Origin of the sequence: Kitasatospora purpeofusca, from assembly GCF_042691725.1 — a bacterium.
GTDB classification, from domain to species: domain Bacteria; phylum Actinomycetota; class Actinomycetes; order Streptomycetales; family Streptomycetaceae; genus Kitasatospora; species Kitasatospora purpeofusca_B.
The window spans coordinates 1,731,223-1,752,755 of the sequence record NZ_CP170483.1; the positions used below are offsets into that span (position 1 = coordinate 1,731,223).

Genomic DNA, 21,533 nt, shown 5'->3' on the forward strand with positions numbered 1-21,533 from the left:
GCGCGCCGGAGCGGGACACCCCCGCGCGCCCCGCGGCGCGCCCCCACCACGGAGTTGACCGAGCATGGCTCACCCCAACCAGAAGCCCTCCCGCAAGCAGGCCCAGAAGATCAGCGCCCGTGAGCGCATCCAGGAGGCCCAGCGCCAGGAGAAGCAGGCCGCCAAGCGCCGTCAGCGGATCGTCGTCGGCGTCTCGGCCGCCGTCGCGCTCGCCCTGGTCGGCGGCACCGCACTCGCGATCGGCACGGCCGGTGACGACAAGTCCTCCACCGCGGCGGCCGAGCCGACCGCACTGGTCGTCCCGGCGAACACCTCCGGCGCCGACGGCACCGTGATCACCTGGGGCAAGCCGGAGGCCACGCACACCCTCCAGGTGTTCGAGGACTTCCGCTGCCCGGTCTGCAAGACCTTCGAGGCCACCAACGGCGAGGCCGTCAAGAAGCTGGTGGAGGACGGCACCGTCAAGGTCGAGTACCACCTGGCCGCGTTCCTGGACAAGAACCTCGGCGGCAAGGGCTCGCGCACCGCGCTGGCCGCGGTCGGCGCCGCGGCGAACGAGGGCGTGGACAAGTTCAAGGCGTACCACGACGTGCTGTACGCCAACCAGCCGGACGAGCGCGAGGACGGCTTCGGCGACGTCAACCACCTGCTGGAGCTGGCCGACCAGGTGCCGGGCCTGAAGACGGACGCGTTCGTCAAGGCGGTCAACGACCGGACGTACGCGCCGTGGGCGAAGAAGGTCGCGGACGCGTTCAACGACAGCGGGGTGACCGGGACCCCGACGGTGAAGGTGGACGGCAAGGCGCTGACGCTGTTCAGCGGCAACCGCGCGCTCACGCCGGAGCAGTTCACCGCCCAGGTGAAGCAGGCCGCGGGCTTGCAGTGAGCACCACCGGCCCGGCCGATTCCCGGCCGGGCCGGCCTCATCCTCACCCACGGAGTGCTCTGCCATGACCGCATCGACCGCTCTGCCCCCTTCCTCCCCGTCCTCCCGCCCCGCCTCCTGCGCACCGGCCGCGCCGGGTTCGGCGCCGGTCGGCGCGGGCCGCGCGTTCTCGCTGTTCGTCCTGATCGCCGCCCTGATCGGGCTGGCCGCCTCGGCCGTGCTGACCTTCGACAAGCTCCGCCTCCTGGAGGACCCCTCCTACATCCCGAGCTGCAACCTCAACCCGGTGATCAGCTGCGGTTCGGTGATGCGCACCGACCAGGCCGAGGTGTTCGGCTTCCCCAACCCGCTGCTGGGGCTGGCCGCGTTCGGCGCGCTGGCGGCGGTCGGCGCCGGGCTGCTGGCGGGGGCCGCGTACCGCCGGTGGTTCTGGCTCGGCCTGCAGGCGGGGACCCTGGTCGGGGTGGGCTTCGTGCACTGGCTGATCGACCAGGCGCTGTACGACATCGGCGCGCTCTGCCCGTTCTGCATGGTGGTCTGGGCGACGGTGGTGCCGCTGTTCTGGTACACGACGCTGCACAACCTGCGCTCCGGGGTGATCCCGGTCGGTCCCCGGCTGCGGCCGGTGGTCCGGGAGGCGGCCCGCTACCACTGGGCGCCGCCGGTGCTGTGGGCGGCGGTGATCGCGCTGCTGATCCTCAACCGGTTCTGGTACTACTGGTCCACGCTGCTCTGACGCACCATCGGCCTGACGTGACGTCAGTTCGCCGCCCACGCGGTGTTCGCGGCGCCGTACGCGACCAGTTCTCGGCCTGGATCCGAAGTGTTCGCGAGGCATCGAGTACAGCCCTCCTCCCCTGCTAGAGATGACGTGTCCCCGACGGACCCCAGCAGCCGCCCACTGCGGCGGCCGGGGTCCGGCCCGGGGGCACCGTCGTCCCCACGCCCGGTGAAAGGAGGTGACCGACATGAAGAAGATCGCCATCCGCAAGGCGGGCTCCGTCCGCCTGACCAGCGGCGCCTCGCTCTACGGCGGCGGCCCCTGCGGGCCGACCTGGCCGCCCGTCGTGCTCCCGGCCTAGTCGCGAGCGCAACGCCCGGCGGCGGGCGGTTCCACGATCCCGCCCGCCGCCGCTGGCCCACCGGCCCACCCCCGTCGGCGATCCGCATGGAGGAGCGATGCCAGAGCGGCCTGCCACCGCACCGCCCGGCCCGGCGGGCAGCGGCCACGCCAACCCCGAACAGCCCCGCGACACCGGCCCGTTGACGTTCCACCCGCTGGTCTTCCTGCCGGAGGGCGAGGAGGTGACGGTCGGCCGGCTCGACGAGGGCACCTTCGTCGTGCTGCCCGCCGACGGCGCCGCCCTGCTGCGGCGGCTGGTCGACGGCGCCGAGCCCGCCGAGGCGGCCCGGTGGTACGCGCAGAGCTACGGCGAGGCGGTCGACATCGCGGAGTTCGTCACCGACCTCGGCGAGCTGGGCTTCCTGCGCGACCCCGGCGAGGCGCCCGCGCCGCCGCCCGCGCCGGTGCGCTGGCAGCGGCTGGGCCGCGCGGTGTTCTCCCCGGCCGGCGCCGCGCTGTACCTGGCGCTGCTGGCCGGCTCGGCGGTCACCCTGGTGCGCTCGCCCGAGCTGGTCCCCGGCTACCGGCACCTGTTCTTCAGCCCGTACCTGTCGGTGCTGGTCGTCGTGATGTTCCTGGCGCAGGCGCCGCTGATCCTGGTGCACGAGGCCGCGCACGCGCTGGCCGGCCGGCGGCTGGGCCTGCCCTCCAGGCTGTCGGTGGGCCGGCGGCTGTACTTCGTGGTGGTGCAGACCGAACTCGACGGCCTGGTCAGCGTGGACCGCCGGCGCCGGATCCTGCCGATGCTCGCCGGGGTACTGGCGGACCTGGGCGTGCTGGCCGTACTGACGCTGGTCGCGGCCGGTACCCGGCACGCCGACGGCGCGCTGTCCGCGGTCGGCGGGGTCGCGCTCGGCCTGGCCTACTCGACCGTGCTGCGGGTGGTCTGGCAGGCCTTCTTCTTCCTGCGCACCGACGTGTACTACCTCGTCGTCACGGTCCTGGGCTGCGTGGACCTGCACACCACCGCCAAGCAGCTGCTGGCCGACCACTGGGCCCGGCTGCGCGGCCGCCCGGCCCCGTACGACCCGGAGCGCTGGCACCCGCGGGACCGCGCGGTCGCCCGCTGGTACGCGGTGCTGATGGCGGTCGGCTACACGCTGGCCCTGGCGACGCTGGCGGTGAACCTGCCGCCGATCGTGGCCCGGGCCTCCCGGTCGGTGCTCGACCAGCTCTCCGGGGACGGCGGCCACCGCTGGGCCGGACTGGCCGACAGCATCGTCTTCCTGGTCCTGACCGTCGGCGAGGTCGCCCTCTCCACCGCGCTGTACCTGCGCGAGCGGCGGACCCGGCGCGCGGCGGCCGCCCCCGGCGTGCTCCCGGCCGCCCCGTGACCCCGACCCCGTCCCGCCCCAACGCCCCCGCCGCCTCTGGAGGTCCGATGTCCACACCGTCCGCCGGATCCGGCCACCACGTCCTGGTGACCGGGAGCCTGCGCCGCGACCGCGCCGCCGCCCGGGCCGCGCTCGCGCTGCCGCAGCCGCTGCTGCCCGAGGTCTCCGCGCACCGCCGGCTGCGCGGCCCCTACACGGCGGCCGGGACGCTGCTGCGCGCCGTCGTTCCCGCGGCGGCCGAGCGGTGGCCGGAGCTGGTCGCCGCGCACGAGGTGGAGCTGCTGACCGCCGCGCCGGAGCTGCGCGGGCGGGTGCCGGCCGCCCGGGAGACGCTGACCTCGCTGGCCGTCCCGCAGGAACGCACCAGGTTCTACTCCCGCTGGCGGACGCTGCGCATCGCGCACGGCCTCCAGGAGTTCCTGGCCGAGCTGCTGACCCGGCGGGCCGAGGGGCCGCACGCTCTGGTCGTCGAGGACCTCGACCACGCCGACCCGACCGACCTGGAGTTCCTCTCCGTCCTGCTCCGGCGCACCGACCCGGCGCTGCTGACCGTGGTCGCCGGCGGGACCGCGGCGCTGCTCGACCCGCTGCCCGTCGACCGGGCGGTGGAGGCCGGCACGCCGCTCGGCGAGAACCTGCCCGAGGTGCTGGCCCGGTACTGCACGCTACTCGCCGCCCCGGCCGCCCCCGCCGCCGCGCAGGGTGGACCGCGGAGCGAGGCCGAGCGGGCCGCCCGGTACGTGGCCGGCGACGGCACCGACGACGACCCCGCCGCGCTGGCCGCCTACCGCGCGCTGCCCGTGCGCGAGCGCCGGGAGCTGCACGACCGGCGGGCCGCCGAGCTGGCGGCGCTCGGCGAGCCCTCGCTCGACCTGGGCGCCCTGCCCTACCACCTCGAACACGGCACCGACGTGGGCGGCGCCGGCCTCCCGGCGCTCGCCAGGGCGATGGACGCCTGCATGCTGCTCGGCTTCTACCACGCCAGCCTGGAGTTCTGCCGCCGCGGCCGCTCCCACCTCGACCCGGTGGCGTTCCCGCAGGCCTGGTGGCACTTCACCGGCAAGATGCCGACCTCGCTGTCGGCCCTCGGACGCGCCGACGAGGCCGAGGCGGTCTGCCACGAGGTCCGGGTCCACTCCGTCGACCCGACCGCCCACCTCCAGTGCGCGTACGCGACGGCGATGCTCTACACCCGGCACCGCTCCCCGGACCGCCGCGACCACGAGCGGGCGGTGGCCTGGATCAACGAGGCGATCGCGATCGCCTCCCTGCTGCCGGACCCGCGGCAGCGCGCCTTCAACACCGTCTTCCACCACAACGGCCTGGCCCTCATCGAGGCGCACCGCGGGCGCCCGCAGGCCGCGCTCGACCTGGTCACCGCCGGACTGGCGGAGCTCGACCGGGACCTCGGCGCGGACGAGCACAGCCTGCACCGCTCGGTGCTGCGGCACAACCGCTCCACCGTGCTGACCGGCCTCGGCCGGCTGGACGAGGCGCTCGCGGACCTGCGCTCCGTCATCGAGAGCGACCCGAATTACCCGGAGTACCACTTCGACCTCGGCAACCTGCTGCGCCGGCGCGGCGACGAGGAGGGCGCCCTGGCCGCGTACGAGACCGCGCTGCGGCTCGGTCCGCCGTTCCCGGAGGTGTACTACAACCGCGGTGACGTCCGCTGCTCGCTGGGCGACGTCGAGGGCGCGCTCGCGGACTTCGGCTACGTGCTGGTGCTGGACCCGAGCTTCGTCGACGCCTACGTCAACCGGGCCGGGCTGCTGCTGGACGAGGGCGACGTGGCGGGCGCCGAGCGCGACGCCCTGGCCGGCCTGGCGCTGGCCCCGGAGAACGCCCACCTGCTGGCGGTGCTGGGCCGGGTGCACGCCGAGCAGGACGACCAGCGCTCCGCCATCGAGGCCTTCGACCGGGCGCTGCGCGCCGATCCGGACCTGCTGCCCGCGCTCTGCGGTCGGGCCGGCGCCGCCTACCGGGCGGGCGAAGCGGAGGCCGCGCTGGCCGACCTCCAGCACGCCGTCCGCCTCGCGCCCGAGGACCCGCTGGTCCGCTTCAACCGCGCCTACGTACTGCTGCGCACGGACCGCTGGGAGGCGGCGCTGGCCGATCTGGACATCGCCGCCGAGCTGCTCCCGGACGACGAGGACGTCCGCGCCGCCCGCGCCGAGTGCCTGGAGCGGCGCGCCGCCACGACGGGCTGAGGGCCCGCCGCCGGGTTCCTCATCCGCGCCAGCGGTCGACCACCGTCCGGGTGCGGGAGAGGACCGCGACGGCCAGCCGGGCGGCGGCCTCCAGTACCGAGTCGGGCGCGGCCGGCCGGTGCGGGCCGCCGCCGGGCGCGGCCCGGGTCGGCCCCGGCCCAAGCGGCGCCGCCGGTGGTGCGACGGGCGCCGGTGGTGCGGCGGGCGCCGGGCGGTCGGTCAGCCGGCGGGCCCGGTCGACCAGGGCGCGTCGCCGCAGCGGGAGCAGCGAGCCCAGCGGCAGGCCGAAGCACTCCTCGTAGGAGCCGGTCAGCGCCTCCGAGGGGATGCGGCGGCCGGCCTCGATGTCGGAGAAGACGCTGTGCGCGCTGTAGCCGAGCCGCTGGGCGAGGGCCCGCATGGACAGGCCGCGCTCCAGCCTGAGCCGCCGCAGCGCCGTACCGAAGTCCTCGCCGGGCAATTCCTCCGGAGCCGCCCCGGAAACCGGCCGGGCGGCTTTGCCGGACTCCCCTGCGAATATCTCCCGGCCGCCGCCCGGGAAGGTCCGACGCCGGTCTCCGGCAGAGTTCTGGACCACCATGGAATCACCGCATTCCTGAAATCGTGCGCTGCCCTGGAAACTCACGGTCGCCGCCGCCCGGGCCGTATCCCTCCGGGCGTCACGGCGCTGACCTCGGCCGATCCCGGCCGAGGCGGAGTGGCCGACACCCCCCGACGGCCGGAGCGGATTCACCCCCCAGAAATCTGGTGGGTCTTCCGGCCCTGTTTCCGGCGCCCTTCCCCCGGGACGTCGGAAATATCGGTGACAGCCTTGCGCAATAGTCCCGCAACAGGGATCAGCATGCCCCTCGGCAGCTCCCCCGTCAATGGCGGGAAGCATCGTCCGAATGGCTCCCGGAATTCCCGGGGGAAGTCTTTCGCCCCACGCCCTAACCGAAGACCGCCCGGCGGAAGGCATTGCGCAGGTCGGTGAGCGGCCGGAAGTCCCGGTCGTAGTGGACCTTGTTGGTGAGCAGCAGCGCCCAGCGGCCGCGGCGGCGGGAGATCCAGATGCCGGTCCCGGTGAAGCCGTAGTGGACGAAGGTGCCCTCGGCCGGGTCGGTACCGGCGGCGCAGAGCCAGGACAGGCCGCGGGCGGGCGCGAGTCCGCCGGTCTGCACCCGCAGCGACTCGGCGATCCACGGCCCGCCCCACGGCAGCGCGGTCCCGGCGGGCGGGGCCAGCAGCGCGGTGAGGAAGCGTTCCAGGTCACGGGCCGTGGAGAAGGCCCCGGCGTTACCGGAGACGCCGCCGAGCAGCCGGGCGGAGGGGTCGTGCACGGTACCGCAGAGCACATCGTCCGCCGTCCGCTCGTACTCGGTGGGGGCGGTGCGGCCGGCGAACTCCGGGCCGAGCGGGCCGTAGCGGGTGTCGGCCATGCCGAGCGGCCGCCAGGTCTGCCGGGCGGCGAGTTCGTCGAGCGGCGCGCCGGCCAGGAACTCCACCAGGTGGCCGAGCAGGACGGCGGCCCGGTCGGTGTACTCGACGGCGGCGCCGGGCGGGCGGTGCAGCGGGGCGGCGAGCACTCCGGCCCGGATCGCCGCCGGGTCGGTCCCGTACAGCTCGGCGAACCGGGTCCGCAGCGGCAACCCGGCGGTGTGGGTCAGCAGTTGACGGGCCGTCACGGAGCCGGCCGGACGACCGGCCACCGACGGCCAGTAGTCGCCGAGGGGCCGGTCCAGCGGGAGGCGGCCGGCCTGCCGGAGCGCTCCGGCGCACGGCCAGAGCGCGACGATCTTGGTGACGCTGGCCAGGTCGAAGACCGTGTCATGGCCCATCGGCCGCCCACCGTACGGGCCTTGGCCGAGCACGCCGGTGCGGCCGCGGCCCCGGACGCCGCCCGCGTCGCCGACCGACCAGACGCCGCCGGTCCCGGCGGCGCGCAGGCCGGCGACCAGCAGCTGTTCCAACGGCCCGCCGGGCGCGCCGAGTTCGGCGAGCGGCGCGAGTGGCACCGATCCGGTCATCCGTACCGCTCCCCCGTCTCCCGCGAGCCCTCCCGAGTGGGCCCCCGCGGACCCCCCGGGAGGCTACCCGGCCGGGGCGCGGGTCAGACGGCGGGCACGCCGCCGAACTCCTTGCCGAGGCAGATGCTCTGCTCGTGCTCGCGGTAGAGGCCGAACTTCTCGATCGCCGCATAGCCCTCGGAGGCGTACAGGGCGACGGCCTCGGGCTGCTCGGTGCCGGTCTCCAGGACGAACCGGGTGCGCCCGGCCTCGGCGGCGGTCCGCTCCAGGTGGCGCAAGACCACCCGGGCCAGGCCCCGGCCGCGCGCCTGGGGGCGGACGAACATCCGCTTCAGCTCGGCGTCGGTGTCGCGGATGCCGAACGCCGCGGCCCGCTTGGCCCGCCAGCCGCCGCAGGCGACCGGCACACCGTCCAGGTAGGCCACCAGGAAGAGGCCGGCCGGCGGGTCGAAGTGCTCGGGGTGCAGCTCGGTGAGGTCGGCCTCGCCGTAGCGGCGGACGTACTCCTGCTGGACCTCGGCCGCGAGGAGCTGGGCGTCGGGGTGACCGAAGCCGGTGATGCGGATCTCGATGCCGTCGCCCTTCGCGTCGTGCACGAAGGGTCCTCCGGTGGTGGTGCTCTCCATGGTGGTCAAGCCTAAGGCCCGCGCTCAGCCCGCCTCGGGGCGGCCCTCGAAGCGGGCGACCAGGGCCTCCTTGCCGAACATCCGGGCGGTGTCGACGGCGGACGGGGTGCCGGCGGACGGGTCGGCGCCGCCGGCGAGCAGCGCGTCGAGGACGTCGTCGCTGCCCTTGAACACCGCGCCGGCGAGCGGGGTCTGGCCGCGGTCGTTGGCCCGGTTCGGGTCGGCGCCGCGCTCCAGCAGGGCGGTGACGGCGGCGGCGTGGCCGTGGTAGGCGGCGAGCATCAGCAGGGTGTCGCCGCGGTCGTTGGTGAGGTTGGCCGGCGCGCCGGCGTCGACGTACGCGGCGAGGGTGGCGGTGTCGCCGGCCCGGGCGGCGTCGAAGAGCTTGCCGGCCAGGGCGATCACATCGGCGTCGGGGGTGTCGGTCATGTCTCGGCCTTTCTCCGGGGACGCGCCCCGGCGGGGGCCGTCCGGCGTTGTCGGCGGTCGCGCCGGAGGCACGGTAGCGCACGAGGCATGGCCGCGGAGGTTGCGCGGCCGTTCGGGCGAACTTTCCGGCACGGACCGGCCGCTCCGGGAATCCACCCATTTGCCCCGTTCCATCCGCTATTACCTTTTGTCACGATTGTGGCACTTTCCGTGGCACTGTCCCCGCCCCCTCCCCCCGAGGAGCAGATCGTGATCCTCTCGATTTCCGGAATCGTCCTGTTCGGCACCATCGCCTTCCTCTTCTTCCGCAGGGACGGACTCAAGGTCTCCCATGCCCTCGTCTGCGCCCTCTTCGGCTTCTACGTCGCCGGCTCCTCGATCGCACCGAGCATCACCGCGGGCGGCGCCAGCCTCGCCAGCCTCCTCGGCGGCATCAAGTTCTGACCCCCTTCCTTCCCGTACCGGCCCGGGCGCGGATCCCACCGCCCCGGGCCCGGTCGTTGCAGCAAGCCCTTCCCACCGACCGTCCCACTCGCCCGGGGAGCCAGGAATGCCGCTCAACCGCCAGCACCTCACCAGGGGCCGCGACCTCGTCCGCACCGCCGGCGACCACGCCTCCGACATGTTCGCGCCGCTCACCGTCATCGGCCGCGGACTGCGCCACCACACCGCCTGGGCCAAGGACCGCTGGCGGACCACCCCGAAGGACCGGCGCGGCCCGACGCTCTTCCTGACCGCCGCACTGCTGATCGGGATCTACCTGCTGCCGCACGGCCTGCTGTTCGCCCTGATCGCGCTGATGGCCAGCGCCGCCTGGGCGGGCCGCGCCCCCAAGGCCGCGCCCGCCCCGCCCGAGCCGGACCTCGCCGAGGTCAAGCTCACCGCGCTGTACGCGGCTCTCACCCCGTACCTGGCCGGGCCCGACGGGCTCAGCCCGCTCTACCACCACGAGGGCAGCCACCGGGACGTCTTCTCGGGCTGGGAGTTCGACGCCGAGGGCCGGCTCGCCCGGCTGGAGATCGCCTACCCGGCGTACTTCACCGACACCGAGCCGACCGCCCGGGCCCGGATCGAGCAGGTCGTCCAGGGCAAGGCCGGGCGGGCCCGGGAGTACCGCTTCGACTGGGACGAGGAGTCCAACAAGCTGCGGATCGCCGCCCTGGCGCCGCTGCCCACCGACATCGCCGCGCAGCGGTTCGTGGCGGCCCCCGGCGAGATCGTGCTCGGCTTCACCGACGGGGACGGCAGCGCCCGCACCATCCCGGTGCACCAGGGCGGGGCGCTCGCCCAGCAGCCGCCGGTGGTCTGGCGCACCGGCCCGCGCTCGGCGGAGCCGCACCTGCTGGCGCTCGGCGTCGGCGGCTACGGCACCTCCAGCCTGGTCCGCTCGGTGGCGCTGCAGGCCCTGCCGTTCGCCGACCTGGTGGTGATCGACGGCGCCGGGACCGGCGAGCACGCCTGCCTGGTCAACCGGCCCGGCGTGCACACCGTGGAGACCAGCCTGCACGGCGCGCTGGCCGCGCTGCAGTGGGCGGCCCAGGAGACCGAGCGCCGGCTCACCGTGCTGAACGCCGCCCGGCACGCCGGCACCGCCGTGCCCCAGGACGTCACCCGGCCGCTGTGGCTGCTGCTCGACCACCCGACCGAGCTGAGCGAGCTGGCCCACGCCGAGGGCCGCCCCGACCCGCAGGACCTGCTGGAGCTGCCGCTGCGGCACGGCCGGGCCGCCCGGGTCACCGTGGTGGTCGCCGACGACGTCGAGGCCCGGGACCGGATCTCGCCGAGCGTGCGGGCCACCACCCGGGCCCGGGTGGTGCTCGGGCCGGCCGGCCCCGAGGCGGGCCACGCGGCGCTCGGCGTGCCGCTGGACATCGTGCCCGCGGCCCAGGCCCCGGCCGGACGCGGCTACGCCCGGATCGGCGCCGGCGCCCCGGTCCGCCTCCAGGTGCCGGCCACCGTCGACCCGCTGGACGAGGAGGCCCCGGCCGCGCTGCGGGACGCGGTGATCGCCCTGCTGCCGCACCGCGACACCCGCACCGAGGCACCGGCCCCGGCCGCGCCCGGCCGGCCGGTCCCGGCCGGTCCGGCGACCGTCCCGGTGGAACTCGACCCCGAGCCGCACGCCGGGGTGGACCTCGCCAAGGGCCCGGGCGCGCTACGATTCCGCCCGCTCGCCTGACCGCGCGGACCGGCGGACCCGCACCCGAACGGGAGGGGGCGGCGCGGGCCGCCGGTTCCCGTCCCGGTACGCTCGTCCGGGAACGGCTGCCCGATCACCGGATGTGAAATAGGTGACACCTGGGGTGATATCACCGGCCAGATGTGACAAATCGGGCGCCGGTGGGTACAAACAGGGGCGGCACGACAGACGACGCATGTCCCGGGACGGGAATCTTCGTCGGAAGCCGAGCGTTGACCGAACGACGAAGAACAGCGACCACTAGTCCTGTGGGCCATAAGCCCGGGAGGCACGATTCATGAGCGAGCGAGCTCTCCGCGGCACGCGACTCGGGGCCACTAGCTACGAGACCGACCGCGGTATCGATCTGGCTCCCCGCCAGACCGTCGAGTATGCATGTCAGAACGGACACCGATTCGAGGTTCCCTTCTCGGTCGAGGCGGAGATCCCCGCGGCCTGGGAATGCCGCTTCTGCGGGCAGGAGGCGGCACTTCTCGACGGCGACGAGCCGGAGGAGAAGAAGGTGAAGCCGACGCGCACCCATTGGGACATGCTGATGGAGCGCCGGACGCGCGAGGAGCTGGAGGAGGTACTGGCCGAGCGGCTGGCCGTGCTCCGCTCCGGCGGGATGAACCTCGCGGTGCACCCGCGGGACACCCGCAAGAGCGCCTGACCCCGCTCCCGCCGACGGGCGGGGGCACGCGAAAAGGGACCCTGGCCACCAGGGTCCCTTTCGCGTTGGCCGGCGCCGGCCGCCCGGCGGGCGGCCGGGTCAGCCGTTGATCGGCGGGCGGTAGGTGGTGTCCGGCCCCTGCGGTCCGGCGGCCGGACCGGTGCCCGGCTCGACCACCTCGCCCTGGATCACCTTGCCGTCCGGGCGGTGGATGCGCAGCTGCTCCTGCAGCCGCATCGCGTCCGCGAACGGATCGGCGCCCACGCCCGTGGTGGAGCGCAGGGCCTTGTCGGCCATCCGGCGCCCGGCGGCCCGCCACAGCGCGCGGGTCGGCGGGAACAGCAGGGTCAGCGCCAGGACGTCCGAGAGGAAGCCCGGCAGGATCAGCAGCAGGCCGGCCAGCACGGTCAGGCTGGTGCCGGTCTGCGGCTGCTTCGACTTCGGGTCGCGGGTCTGCTCGAAGGCCGCCGAGAGCGCCCGCGCGCCGGCCCGCTTGATCAGCGAGCCGCCGATCACCGCGCCGGCGATCAGCAGCAGCACCACGGTCAGGCCGCCCAGCCACGAGCCGACCTGGACCAGCAGCCAGATCTCCAGCACCAACCAGGCGGTCAGCAGCAGCGGCAGCACCCGCCGCAGCTTCGAGCGCGGCGCCGGACGGGCGGGGGTAGCTTGCTGGGTCACGGTACGAATCCACTCCAAGCGGTGCTCTGCGCGCCGCACGGGAGGTCCGGGCCGGCTACGGCACCACCTGGTCCAACGATCAGCCGGCGGCCGGTGTTCCACCCGGGGTGGCGTCCGGGGTGCCGTCCGCGCCGCCGCGGCGCCGGCGGGCGAGCAGCACGCCGCCGGCGCAGGCCAGCAGGCCGGCCACGGAGAGGGTCCACTCCGGGGCCGCGCCGACCCGGTCCGCGACGGTGGTGCCGTCGCGCAGCGGGACCGTCGCGGACAGCTCGGCGGCGGTCAGCTCCTCGGTGTGCTGGACGACGGTGCCGTCCGGGGCGATCACCGCGCTGATGCCGCTGGTCGCGGCGATCAGCACCGCGCGGCCGTGCTCGACGGCGCGCAGCCGGCTCATCGCGAGCTGCTGCTCCGGCTGGCCGGTCTTGGCGTAGGTGGCGTTGTTGGTCTGCACCACGAGGACCCGGGCGCCCTGCTCGACGGTGTCGCGGACGATCTCGTCGTAGGCGACCTCGAAGCAGATGACGTCGCCGATCCGGGCCGGGCCGAGCTGCATGACGCCGTTGTGGTCACCGGGGTAGAAGTCCCGGGCGACCCGCTGGAGCCGGGTGATCACCTTGGACAGCTGGTCGCGGAAGGGCACGTACTCGCCGAACGGCACCGGGTGCTGCTTGGTGTAGGATGCGCCGGGGCCGGTCTTCGGGTCCCAGACGATGCCCTCGTTCTGCACGTGCTGCTCGTCGGGGCCGTCGACCAGGGTGCCGACCAGGGTGGGCACGCCGATCGCCCGCACCGCCTCGTCGATCCGCGCGTAGGCCACCGGGTCGCTGAACGGGTCGAGGTCGGAGGAGTTCTCCGGCCAGATCACGATGTCCGGCTTCTCGGCCCGGCCGGCCTCGATGTCCTCGGCGAGCTTCTCGGTGGCGGCGGCGTGGTTGTTGAGCACCATCATCGGGCGGCCCAGGAAGTCCATGCCGGGGTTGGGCACGTTGCCCTGGATGACGGCGACCTTGACGGTGTCGGCGGGCGCGGTGGGCACCGGCACCAGGTAGCCGGCGAGCAGCGCGGCGACGGCGCCGAGCCCGGCGGCCGCCGCCTGCACCGGGCGGCGCGCGGTGCCGCGGCCGACCGCCCGCACGGCGGCCCAGGCCAGCAGGGTGCCGGACAGGGCGACGGCGAAGGTCACCAGCGGGGCGCCGCCGAGCGCGGCCAGCGGGGTGTACGGGGTGGCGGTGTTCGCGAACGCGAGCCGGCCCCAGGGGAAGCCGCCGAGCGGCAGCCGGTCGCGGGCCCACTCCTGGGTGATCCACAGGCAGGCGCCCCAGAGCGGCCAGCCGGGCAGCCGGGAGGTGATGGCGAGGCCGGAGCCGAGGGCGGCGAGGAACAGCGCCTCGACGACCGACAGGCCGACGGTGGCGTCCCAGCCGATCACCCGCAGCCAGCTGAGCAGCATCAGGAAGAACGGCAGGCCGAACGCGAAGCCGGTCCAGGCGGCCTGCCGGGCGGTGCGGCCCCGGGTGAGCAGCGAGAGCGCGGCGACGCCGAGGACCGACAGCGGCCAGAGGTCGAACGGCGGGAAGGCCAGCGCGAGCAGCAGTCCGGCGAGCGCGGCCAGCCCGGTGCGGGGAAGGCCGGCCCGGAGCCGGGCGAGCGCGCGGGCGCCGCGGCCCGGGCCTGATGCCTCGTCGGGGGACTCGGGTGCGGTCCCGGACCGCTCCTGGGTGACGGGCATGGCCACCGTCGCACCATCTCTCTCGCCGCCGCCCCGCGGGGGAACGGGACGGCTGTTCGGACGCTGTCCGAAGAAGGTACCCCGGAACGACACCCCGCCGTGAGCTGAGGGTCATACCCGTGGCGGGCGGGTGGTCCCGGGACCGCCCGCCCGCCGTGGTGCTCCGGTCTACTCGGCGGCCGCCAGGTGGACGGTGCGGCCGCGGACCACGGTGCGCAGGCAGGTGGGCAGCGGCTCGCCGGGCGTGAGGTCGGGCAGGCCGGGGGTGCCGGAGCGCGGGTCGGTGGACCAGCCGGCCACCCGGTCGTCCGGGGCCTGGACGACCAGCGCGCCCGCGGCCCAGACGGCGAAGCTGGCGACCGCGCCGGGGACGAGCACGCCGTCCTGGTCGCGGCCGATCGCCCGCCAGCCGCCGCGGGTGTGGGCGGTGAACGCGGCCCGCACCGAGATCCGGTGCTCGGGCGTGCGGTGGAAGGCGGCGGCCCGCACGGTGCCCCAGGGGTCGAGCGGGGTGACCGGGGCGTCCGAGCCGAAGGCCAGCGGGACCCCGGAGCGCAGCAGGGCGGCGAAGGGGTTGAGCGCGGCGGCCCGCTCGGCGCCGAGGCGCTGGACGTACATGCCGTCCGGGCCGCCCCAGGCCGCGTCGAAGGCGGGCTGCACGGAGGCGGTCAGCCCCAGGTCGGCGAAGGCGGCGACGGTCTTGTCGTCCAGCGCCTCGGCGTGCTCGACCCGGTGGCGCAGCGCCCGGACCCGGTCGGCGCCGACCCGGTCGCCGGCGGCGCGGACGCCCTCGACGACGGCGGCGACCGCGGCGTCGCCGATCGCGTGGAACCCGGCCTGCAGGCCGGCCTCGGTGCAGGCGGCGACGTGGTCGGCGACCTGGCCGGCGGTCAGGTAGGCGGTGCCGGTGTGCGCGGCGTCGGTGTAGTCGCGGTGCAGGCAGGCGGTGTGCGAGCCGAGCGCGCCGTCGACGAAGAGGTCCCCGCCCGCGCCGACGGCGCCGAGCCGGCGGGCGGTCTCGACGCCGCCGCGCTCGCTCAGCTCGCCCCAGTAGCCGAACACCTCGGGGCCCTCGCCCTCGGCGGCCAGCTCCAGCAGGGCGGCGAGGTCCTGCTCGGAGGAGATCTCGGGCCCGGCGCACTCGTGCAGGGCGCCGATGCCGAGCTCGGCGGCGCGGGCCAGGGCGGCGCGCTGGGCGGCGCGGCGCTGCTCGGGGGTGAGGCGGGCGAGCGCGGTCCGCCGCACGGCGTGGTGGGCGTCGCGGGTGAGCGGGCCGTCGGCGTGGAAGCCGGGCTGCTCGGCGAGGCCCTCGGTCAGCGCGCGCAGGGCGCTGGTGGCGAGGGCGGAGTGCACGTCGGTCCGGGAGAGGTAGACGGCGGCGCCCCCGGCGGCGGCGTCCAGCTCGGCGAGCGTGGGCGGGCGGCCCTCCGGCCATCCGGTCTCGTCCCAGCCGTGGCCGATCAGCACGCCGCCGGGCTGCTCCCGGGCGGCGGCGAAGGCGGTGAGCGCGGCCAGCGCGGCGGCCAGCGAGGGGGTGCCGGTGAGGTCGAGGCCGGTCAGCGCGAGACCGGTGGAGGTGGCGTGCACATGGGCGTCGACGAAGGCGGGGGTGACCAGGGCACCGTCCAGCTCGACGATCTCGTCGGCGGTCTGCGCGTACGCCTCGGCGGCGCCGTCGCTGCCGACCCAGGCGACGCGCCCGCCCTCGACGAGCATGGCGGTGGCGAAGGGGTCGGCGGGGCTGTAGACGGCGCCGCCGCGCAGCAGGACGGTCCGGGAGTTGCGTTCGGTCATGCGGCCTAGTCTGCACCCCCGCGCGGGCCGGTCAGAGCTTCGGGGGTCGTGCCTCGTAGGGGGTGGACAGGACGACGGTGGTGCGGGTGGAGACGCCGGCGGCGCTGCGGATGCGGGCCAGCAGGTCCTCCAGGTCACCGGGGGCGCCGACGCGGACCTTGAGGATGTAGTTCTCGTCGCCGGCGACGCTGTGGCAGGCCTCGATCTCGGGCAGATCGGCCAGCCGTTCGGGCGTGTCGTCCGGGGCGCTGGGGTCGAAGGGTTTGACCGAGATGAAGGCGGTGAGCGCCAGGTCGACGGCGTCCGGGTCGACGATCGCGGTGTAACCGCGGATCACCCCGCGCTGCTCCAGCCGGCGCACCCGCTGGTGCACCGCCGAGGTGGACAGGCCGGTGGCCTTGCCCAGGTCCGTGTAGCTCATCCGGCCGTCCTGGAGGAGCAGCCGGACGATGCGTTGGTCGAGATCCTCCACAAGGCGCAAACCTACCCCCTCGGGGGCGTGCGGATCGCCGCGCGGGGGCGTACGGCCCCCGCTCCCCGGGGCGCACGCGGGGCCGGTAGGGGGGCACGGAGTGTCACCCGGCGCGCCCCGGGGTGCCGCGCGGGCACATGCCGGACGAATGTGGCGAAGGACACACCCGGTGCATCACAGTGCGAGGAACCGCAGGGTTATGAGTCCGTTTCGGAGGGAAGTGCTGGTTGTGGCCCCGGGCGACCACGCCGGGCCCGATCCGAGGGGGATCACCATGCGCGTTACCGACCAGCGCCCGACGGGCGCGGACGACGCCCACGATACGACCGACCGCGAGGACCTCGCGGTCCCCTACGAGAGCGCGCCGGGCCTCGATCCGGGCGAGGCCGACGCCTGGGAGATCGTCCGGGTGCACTGCCCGTCGTGCCGTCGCCCGATCGCCCTGGAGGACGACGAGGAGCGGCTGCCGCAGCACGCCGTCCTGCCGCGGCCCTGGCACCCCTTCTCGCCCGCGCTCTGCCCCGGTTCGGGCATGCCGACGGACGACCTGGTCGAGGTGGAGAGCGCGGAGGACACCGGGTCCACCGCCCTGGAGGCGCTGATGGCGCCGCCGGGCGAGCACGACTGGCGCACCCAGCCCTTCTCGCACGCGCTGGTGCACCGCCCGGTCCGCTCGGCCGCCGCGCCGGCCATCCCGGAGCAGCGCGGCCGCTTCTCCCGGCGCTGAACCCCCGCGCACCGCACGGCGCACCGCACGGCCTCCGACGACTCGACAGAACGGCCCCCGGGCGTCGCTCCGCACCCTGGAGTGACGCCCGGGGGCCGTTGCGGACCCGCCCCGCGCGGCTCCTCGCGGAGCCGGGGGCGGCCGGTCGGGGTCGGGCCGGGCGGTCGGGCCCCGGCCCGGGACTCAGCCCTTGGTGAGGTGGCGGCCGATCACCAGGCGCTGGATCTGGTTGGTGCCCTCGACGATCTGCAGCACCTTGGCCTCCCGCATGAAGCGCTCGGCCGGGAAGTCCTGGGTGTAGCCGTAGCCGCCGAGCACCTGGACGGCGTCGGTGGTCACCCGCATCGCGGCGTCGGTGCAGAACAGCTTGGCCATCGCCGCCTCCTTGGAGAACGCCAGGCCGGCGTCGCGGCGGCGGGCGGCGGACAGGTAGAGCGAGCGGCCGGCCTCGATCTGGGTGGCCATGTCGGCGAGCATGAACGACAGGCCCTGGAAGTCGGCGATCGGGCGGCCGAACTGGCGGCGGGTGCGCGCGTAGTCGACGGCGAGGTCGAGCGCGGCCTGGGCGACTCCGGTCGCGCAGGCGGCGATGCCGAGCCGGCCGGAGTCCAGCGCGGCGAGCGCGATCTGGAAGCCCTGGCCCTCGGCGCCGACCAGCCGGTCGCGGGAGACCCGGGCGCCGTCGAAGTGCAGCTGGGCGGTCGGCGAGGACTTCATGCCCATCTTCTGCTCCGGCGGGGCGGCCGAGAGGCCGGGCTGGTCGCCGGGCACCAGCAGGCAGCTGATGCCGCGCGCGCCCTCCTCGCCGGTGCGCACCAGCGCGCTGTAGAAGTCGGCCCGGCCGCCGTGGGTGATCCAGGCCTTGGTGCCGCTCACCACGTACTCCTCGCCGTCCAGGTCGGCGCGGGTGCGCAGGGCGGCGGCGTCGGAGCCGGACTGCGGCTCGGAGAGGCAGTAGGCGCCGAGCTGCTCGCCGGAGAGCATGCCGGGCAGCCAGCGGTCGCGCTGCTCCTCGGTGCCGAAGGTGGCGAGGGCGTGGCAGGACAGGGTGTGCACACTGACGCCGAGGCCGACGGCGAGCCAGCCGGCCGCCAGCTCCTCCAGCACCTGGAGGTAGACCTCGTACGGCTGGTCGCCGCCGCCGTACCGCTCCTCGTAGGGGAGCGAGAGCAGGCCCGCCTCGCCGAGCGTGCGGAAGACCTCGCGCGGGAACCGGCCGGCGGCCTCGTCCTGCGCGGCACGCGGCTGCAGCTCGCGCTGGACGAGGTCCCGGGTGAGGCTCAGGAGCTCGCGGGCCTCCTCGCTGGGCAGCTGGCGGTCGACGGCCTTCGCGGGGGAGGTGGTCATGGTGGCTGGTCGCCTCCTCGGTCGTGCGCCGGGCCCCCGGGTGTGGTCGGGCCCGCGCGGGGTGTGGCAGCTCGGCCCGGCCGGCACCGGATCGCGGTGAACGGCCGTTCACATGCTCGGCGATGCGAGTATGCCCGATCGCGGCGCTGCCGTCACGACCTGCACCGGATCACTGTCCGTACCGGCACACCGGCCCCCGTAGGGTTGACGTTGTGGCTGCTTCCGAGACCTCCGTCGCCCCGGTAATGGGGACCCAGACCGTCGACGCGCTCGCCGCCGAGCTGCGGGCGCTGCCGCCCTCCTGCGGTCCGGTGCGGCTGGTCGCGGTGGACGGGCACGCGGGCTCGGGCAAGACGACCTTCGCCGGCCGGCTGTCGGCCGCGCTGGGCGGCGCCCCGGTGGTGCACCTGGACGACCTGGCGACGCACGCCGAGCCGTTCGGCTGGACCGGACGGCTGCGCGCGCAGGTGCTGGAGCCGCTGGCGGCGGGGCGGGACGCGCAGTACCGGGTGTACGACTGGACGCTGCGCCGGTTCGCGGGACCGGCCGCGGTGCCGCTCGCGCCGGTGGTACTGGTCGAGGGGGTGGGCGCCGGGCGGCGCGCGGTGCGGCCCTGGCTGAGCCGGCTGGTGTGGATGGAGCTGGACGCGGTCGCGGCCCGGCGCCGCGGCGAGGAGCGCGACGGACCGGAGCTGGCGGAGTTCTGGGCCGGCTGGGCGCTCGCCGAATCGGCGCATTTCGCCGCCGACCCGAGCCGTCCGCACGCCGACACGGTGGTCGACGGGGTGACCGGGCGGATCGCGCCGAGCACCGTCGGTGAAACTTCAACAACCCCCTTGACCTGCGTTGTCGCCGGGAAATAGGTTCTCACTCGTGGCCGGAATCGTTGATTCCGCAACCTCGGACCCGGCATCCCCGGCTTGTTCCCCCGTGAGCCGGGGATGCCGTCCGACCTTCCCGCCCCGAATCCGTCCGGCCGTCAACGGCCGTCCGCCCGATCGCTTTTGACATCGTGCGGCACCCTTCCGGATCAGCGCGGCGCCGGTACGATTCCTGGCAGGCGCATATGCGCCCCGGGGGCACACGACCCCGGCGGGGACCGTGACAACGCCGCACCGGCCGGGCCCCGAGCCACACCGCGGGGGGCGTTGAGTGACAACGGAGAGTTCCCAGAGCAACAACGCGGGCGGCCCGGCACCGAACCGGCTCGCCGACCGCGCCTGGCTGCGTGCCATGGACGCCTACACGGCCGGGGCGTACAGCCGCGCCGAGGAGGAGTTCCGCGCCGCCGTGCGGCTCGACCCCGGCATGGCCGACGCCTGGCTCGGCCTGCACGCGCTGCGCAGCGACACCTCCGGCGCGCTGCTCGCGATGTACCGCCACCGCACACGGTTCGGTGAGCAGCGGCAGCGGCACGCCCGGCCGCTCAGCTCCTGGTACTGGCTCGGCTGGTGGGTGCAGCCGATCCTGGAGACCCCCCGCGACCTCGCCCTCGCGCACGCCTCGCACTGGCTGGACGGCCGTCATCTCACCGAGCTGGACCAGGCGTTGGAGCAGTGCCCGACCCCCGCCGAGGACCCGTCGGCGCGCTTCCTGCACGCCTGCCGCTCCTATCTGCTCAAGGACTGGGAGCAGCTGATCCGGGACACCGACCGGCTGCTCGACGACGCGCTGCTCGGCATCGAGGCCGGGCTCTTCGCCGGCATGGCGCGGGTCCGGCTGGACATGTGCGCCCAGGCCCAGACCCCGCTCGCCGCCTCGCTCGCCCGCTGCCGCTCCGAGCAGCCGCAGCGCAAGGAGCTGCGGTACTGGCTGGGCCGCGCCTACGAGGGCGCCGGGCGCACCGCGGCCGCGTTACCGCTCTACCGGGCGGTGCACCGGGCCGATCCGGCGTTCATGGACACCGCGGCCCGGCTCGCGGCGATCTCGACCGAGGACGGCGTCGCCGACACCCTGCTGGACGCCGCCGGGGCCGGCGGCCGGGAGGCGGGGCGCGGCGGTCCGGAGGAGGACGCGCTGGACGCCGCGCTGCTGGACCCGCCGGACTTCGAGGCGCCCGGCGCCGACCCGGCCGGGTCGGACGCGGCCGGCTCCCCCGGCTTCGCGGACGCCTTCGGCGGGCCGGACCTCTTCGGCGGGCCGGTCCTCGACGAGCCGCTCGCGGACGGGGCGGGCGAGGCGGTGCCGGACGGGGACGGCTTCCCGGTCGTGCCCACCGGGGCCGGACCGGGCACGGGCACCGACAACAGGTCCGGCGGCGGCGCCGGCGCGCCGCCCCCGCTGGCCACCGGCGGACGCTCCGGCTCCACCGCGCCGCAACCCGCCGCCGTCTCCCCGACGGCGCCCGCGCCGGCGCGCGGCGAGGCCGCCCTCCCCCGCGTCTCCAACGCCTACCCGGCGCTCGAACGCGAGGGAAACCAGGTCGAGTTGGACGCCGCGCTGGCCGAACTCTCGCTCATGGTCGGCCTGGAGCCGGTGAAACGGCAGGTCCGGGCGCTCTCCGCGCAGCTGCGGATGGCCCGGCTGCGCGCCGAACAGGGCCTGCCGGTCCAGCCGCCCAAGCGCCACTTCGTCTTCTCCGGCCCCTCCGGCACCGGCAAGACCACCGTCGCGCGGATCCTCGGCCGGGTCTTCCACGCCCTCGGCCTGCTCTCCGGCGACCATCTGGTGGAGGCCCAACGCGCTGACCTGGTGGGCGAGTTCCTCGGCCAGACGGCCGTCAAGGCGAACGAGCTGATCGACTCCGCGCTGGACGGCGTGCTCTTCATCGACGAGGCCTACAGCCTCTCCAACTCCGGCTACAGCAAGGGCGACGCGTACGGCGACGAGGCGCTCCAGGTGCTGCTCAAGCGCGCCGAGGACAACCGGGACCGGCTGGTGGTGATCCTGGCCGGCTACCCCGAGGGCATGAACCGGCTGCTGGCCGCCAACCCCGGCCTCAACTCCCGCTTCACCACCCGGGTCGACTTCCCCAGCTACCGCCCCGGCGAGCTGACGGCGATCGGCGCCGCGCTCGCCGGGCAGGACGGCGACGGCTGGGACGAGGACGCCGCCGAGGAGCTGGCCTCGATCTGCACCCACGTGGTCCGCGAGGGCTGGATCGACGAGCTCGGCAACGGCCGGTTCATCCGCACCCTGTACGAGAAGTCCTGCGCCTACCGTGACCTGCGGCTCACCCTGCTGCGCGAGCCGCCCGGCCGGGAGGACCTCGCCACGCTGAGGCTGCCGGACCTGGTGCAGGCCTACGGCGAGCTGATCGACGGCCGGGGCTGAGGCGGGATCCGGGGCCGGACCGGGGCTGAGGCGTCCGCGTCGCC

Annotated in this window: 19 protein-coding genes; 10 read left to right on the top strand and 9 right to left on the bottom strand. The window is 75.3% G+C overall.

Going from position 1 to position 21,533, the window contains the following annotated elements; all coding sequences use genetic code 11:
- The first annotated feature begins 64 nt into the window (after positions 1-64).
- The 4 genes from ACFCLZ_RS06825 to ACFCLZ_RS06840 all read left to right on the top strand — a co-directional run bounded on the left by ACFCLZ_RS06825 (position 65) and on the right by ACFCLZ_RS06840 (position 5,553).
- On the top strand, positions 65-886 hold the full coding sequence (locus ACFCLZ_RS06825; RefSeq protein ID WP_380283839.1) for a thioredoxin domain-containing protein: 822 nt from the start codon (positions 65-67) through the stop codon (positions 884-886).
- A 64-nt stretch (positions 887-950) separates the two neighbouring features.
- A complete protein-coding gene (locus ACFCLZ_RS06830; protein ID WP_380283840.1) occupies positions 951-1,622 on the top strand; it encodes a vitamin K epoxide reductase family protein in 672 nt (223 codons plus the stop codon).
- A 443-nt stretch (positions 1,623-2,065) separates the two neighbouring features.
- A complete protein-coding gene (locus tag ACFCLZ_RS06835) occupies positions 2,066-3,343 on the top strand; it encodes a hypothetical protein (RefSeq protein ID WP_380283841.1) in 1,278 nt (425 codons plus the stop codon).
- Positions 3,344-3,390: 47 nt separating this feature from the next.
- A complete protein-coding gene (locus tag ACFCLZ_RS06840; RefSeq protein WP_380283843.1) occupies positions 3,391-5,553 on the top strand; it encodes a tetratricopeptide repeat protein in 2,163 nt (720 codons plus the stop codon).
- 19 nt (positions 5,554-5,572) lie between these two features.
- Here the strand turns inward: ACFCLZ_RS06840 and ACFCLZ_RS06845 are convergent, their stop codons facing one another.
- The 4 genes from ACFCLZ_RS06845 to ACFCLZ_RS06860 all read right to left on the bottom strand — a co-directional run bounded on the left by ACFCLZ_RS06845 (position 5,573) and on the right by ACFCLZ_RS06860 (position 8,614).
- A complete protein-coding gene (locus ACFCLZ_RS06845; protein ID WP_380283845.1) occupies positions 5,573-6,013 on the bottom strand; it encodes a helix-turn-helix domain-containing protein in 441 nt (146 codons plus the stop codon).
- Positions 6,014-6,482: 469 nt separating this feature from the next.
- Positions 6,483-7,559, bottom strand: coding sequence for a serine hydrolase domain-containing protein (locus ACFCLZ_RS06850; protein WP_380283846.1), 1,077 nt, complete (start codon positions 7,557-7,559; stop codon positions 6,483-6,485).
- Between the two features lie 83 nt (positions 7,560-7,642).
- Positions 7,643-8,185, bottom strand: coding sequence for a GNAT family N-acetyltransferase (locus ACFCLZ_RS06855; protein ID WP_380283847.1), 543 nt, complete (start codon positions 8,183-8,185; stop codon positions 7,643-7,645).
- A gap of 24 nt (positions 8,186-8,209) precedes the next feature.
- On the bottom strand, positions 8,210-8,614 hold the full coding sequence (locus ACFCLZ_RS06860) for an ankyrin repeat domain-containing protein (RefSeq protein ID WP_380283848.1): 405 nt from the start codon (positions 8,612-8,614) through the stop codon (positions 8,210-8,212).
- Between the two features lie 249 nt (positions 8,615-8,863).
- On the opposite strand from ACFCLZ_RS06860, the gene ACFCLZ_RS06865 reads away from it, so the two are divergent.
- From ACFCLZ_RS06865 to ACFCLZ_RS06875, 3 genes are all read left to right on the top strand, one after another.
- Entirely contained in the window at positions 8,864-9,058 is a 195-nt protein-coding gene (locus ACFCLZ_RS06865; RefSeq protein ID WP_350541028.1) for a hypothetical protein, read from the top strand.
- 106 nt (positions 9,059-9,164) lie between these two features.
- Entirely contained in the window at positions 9,165-10,793 is a 1,629-nt protein-coding gene (locus ACFCLZ_RS06870; RefSeq protein ID WP_380283850.1) for a hypothetical protein, read from the top strand.
- Between the two features lie 298 nt (positions 10,794-11,091).
- Positions 11,092-11,466 carry an RNA polymerase-binding protein RbpA gene (locus tag ACFCLZ_RS06875; RefSeq protein WP_380283851.1) on the top strand — a complete coding sequence of 125 codons (375 nt, stop codon included), beginning with the start codon at positions 11,092-11,094 and terminating at the stop codon, positions 11,464-11,466.
- Between the two features lie 99 nt (positions 11,467-11,565).
- Here the strand turns inward: ACFCLZ_RS06875 and fxsA are convergent, their stop codons facing one another.
- The 4 genes from fxsA to ACFCLZ_RS06895 form a co-directional block, all read right to left on the bottom strand.
- Entirely contained in the window at positions 11,566-12,147 is a 582-nt protein-coding gene (gene fxsA / locus ACFCLZ_RS06880; protein ID WP_380283852.1) for an FxsA family membrane protein, read from the bottom strand.
- 79 nt (positions 12,148-12,226) lie between these two features.
- Positions 12,227-13,876: an apolipoprotein N-acyltransferase gene (lnt, locus tag ACFCLZ_RS06885; protein WP_380283853.1), complete on the bottom strand. Its 1,650-nt coding sequence runs from the start codon at positions 13,874-13,876 to the stop codon at positions 12,227-12,229.
- Positions 13,877-14,044: 168 nt separating this feature from the next.
- Complete coding sequence (locus tag ACFCLZ_RS06890; protein WP_380283855.1) at positions 14,045-15,670, bottom strand: amidohydrolase; 1,626 nt, start codon at positions 15,668-15,670, stop codon at positions 14,045-14,047.
- 31 nt (positions 15,671-15,701) lie between these two features.
- Entirely contained in the window at positions 15,702-16,142 is a 441-nt protein-coding gene (locus ACFCLZ_RS06895) for an Lrp/AsnC family transcriptional regulator (protein ID WP_380283856.1), read from the bottom strand.
- Between the two features lie 274 nt (positions 16,143-16,416).
- On the opposite strand from ACFCLZ_RS06895, the gene ACFCLZ_RS06900 reads away from it, so the two are divergent.
- Positions 16,417-16,869 carry a hypothetical protein gene (locus tag ACFCLZ_RS06900; protein WP_380283858.1) on the top strand — a complete coding sequence of 151 codons (453 nt, stop codon included), beginning with the start codon at positions 16,417-16,419 and terminating at the stop codon, positions 16,867-16,869.
- A gap of 183 nt (positions 16,870-17,052) precedes the next feature.
- Here the strand turns inward: ACFCLZ_RS06900 and ACFCLZ_RS06905 are convergent, their stop codons facing one another.
- Positions 17,053-18,216, bottom strand: coding sequence for an acyl-CoA dehydrogenase family protein (locus ACFCLZ_RS06905; RefSeq protein WP_380283860.1), 1,164 nt, complete (start codon positions 18,214-18,216; stop codon positions 17,053-17,055).
- 245 nt (positions 18,217-18,461) lie between these two features.
- Between ACFCLZ_RS06905 and ACFCLZ_RS06910 the strand changes: the two genes are divergently transcribed.
- Positions 18,462-19,079 (top strand): uridine kinase, encoded by a 618-nt coding sequence (locus ACFCLZ_RS06910; RefSeq protein ID WP_380286095.1) that lies wholly within the window; start codon positions 18,462-18,464, stop codon positions 19,077-19,079.
- A gap of 370 nt (positions 19,080-19,449) precedes the next feature.
- Complete coding sequence (locus ACFCLZ_RS06915) at positions 19,450-21,489, top strand: AAA family ATPase (protein WP_380286096.1); 2,040 nt, start codon at positions 19,450-19,452, stop codon at positions 21,487-21,489.
- Positions 21,490-21,533 lie beyond the last annotated feature (44 nt).

Coding starts and splice junctions, on each gene's coding strand:
- ACFCLZ_RS06825 (WP_380283839.1), top strand. CDS start 65: ATGGCTCACCCCAACCAGAAGCCCTCCCGCAAGCAGGCCCAGAAGATC.
- ACFCLZ_RS06830 (WP_380283840.1), top strand. CDS start 951: ATGACCGCATCGACCGCTCTGCCCCCTTCCTCCCCGTCCTCCCGCCCC.
- ACFCLZ_RS06835 (WP_380283841.1), top strand. CDS start 2,066: ATGCCAGAGCGGCCTGCCACCGCACCGCCCGGCCCGGCGGGCAGCGGC.
- ACFCLZ_RS06840 (WP_380283843.1), top strand. CDS start 3,391: ATGTCCACACCGTCCGCCGGATCCGGCCACCACGTCCTGGTGACCGGG.
- ACFCLZ_RS06850 (WP_380283846.1), bottom strand. CDS start 7,559: ATGACCGGATCGGTGCCACTCGCGCCGCTCGCCGAACTCGGCGCGCCC.
- ACFCLZ_RS06855 (WP_380283847.1), bottom strand. CDS start 8,185: ATGGAGAGCACCACCACCGGAGGACCCTTCGTGCACGACGCGAAGGGC.
- ACFCLZ_RS06860 (WP_380283848.1), bottom strand. CDS start 8,614: ATGACCGACACCCCCGACGCCGATGTGATCGCCCTGGCCGGCAAGCTC.
- ACFCLZ_RS06870 (WP_380283850.1), top strand. CDS start 9,165: ATGCCGCTCAACCGCCAGCACCTCACCAGGGGCCGCGACCTCGTCCGC.
- ACFCLZ_RS06875 (WP_380283851.1), top strand. CDS start 11,092: ATGAGCGAGCGAGCTCTCCGCGGCACGCGACTCGGGGCCACTAGCTAC.
- lnt (WP_380283853.1), bottom strand. CDS start 13,876: ATGCCCGTCACCCAGGAGCGGTCCGGGACCGCACCCGAGTCCCCCGAC.
- ACFCLZ_RS06890 (WP_380283855.1), bottom strand. CDS start 15,670: ATGACCGAACGCAACTCCCGGACCGTCCTGCTGCGCGGCGGCGCCGTC.
- ACFCLZ_RS06900 (WP_380283858.1), top strand. CDS start 16,417: ATGCGCGTTACCGACCAGCGCCCGACGGGCGCGGACGACGCCCACGAT.
- ACFCLZ_RS06905 (WP_380283860.1), bottom strand. CDS start 18,216: ATGACCACCTCCCCCGCGAAGGCCGTCGACCGCCAGCTGCCCAGCGAG.
- ACFCLZ_RS06910 (WP_380286095.1), top strand. CDS start 18,462: ATGGGGACCCAGACCGTCGACGCGCTCGCCGCCGAGCTGCGGGCGCTG.
- ACFCLZ_RS06915 (WP_380286096.1), top strand. CDS start 19,450: ATGGACGCCTACACGGCCGGGGCGTACAGCCGCGCCGAGGAGGAGTTC.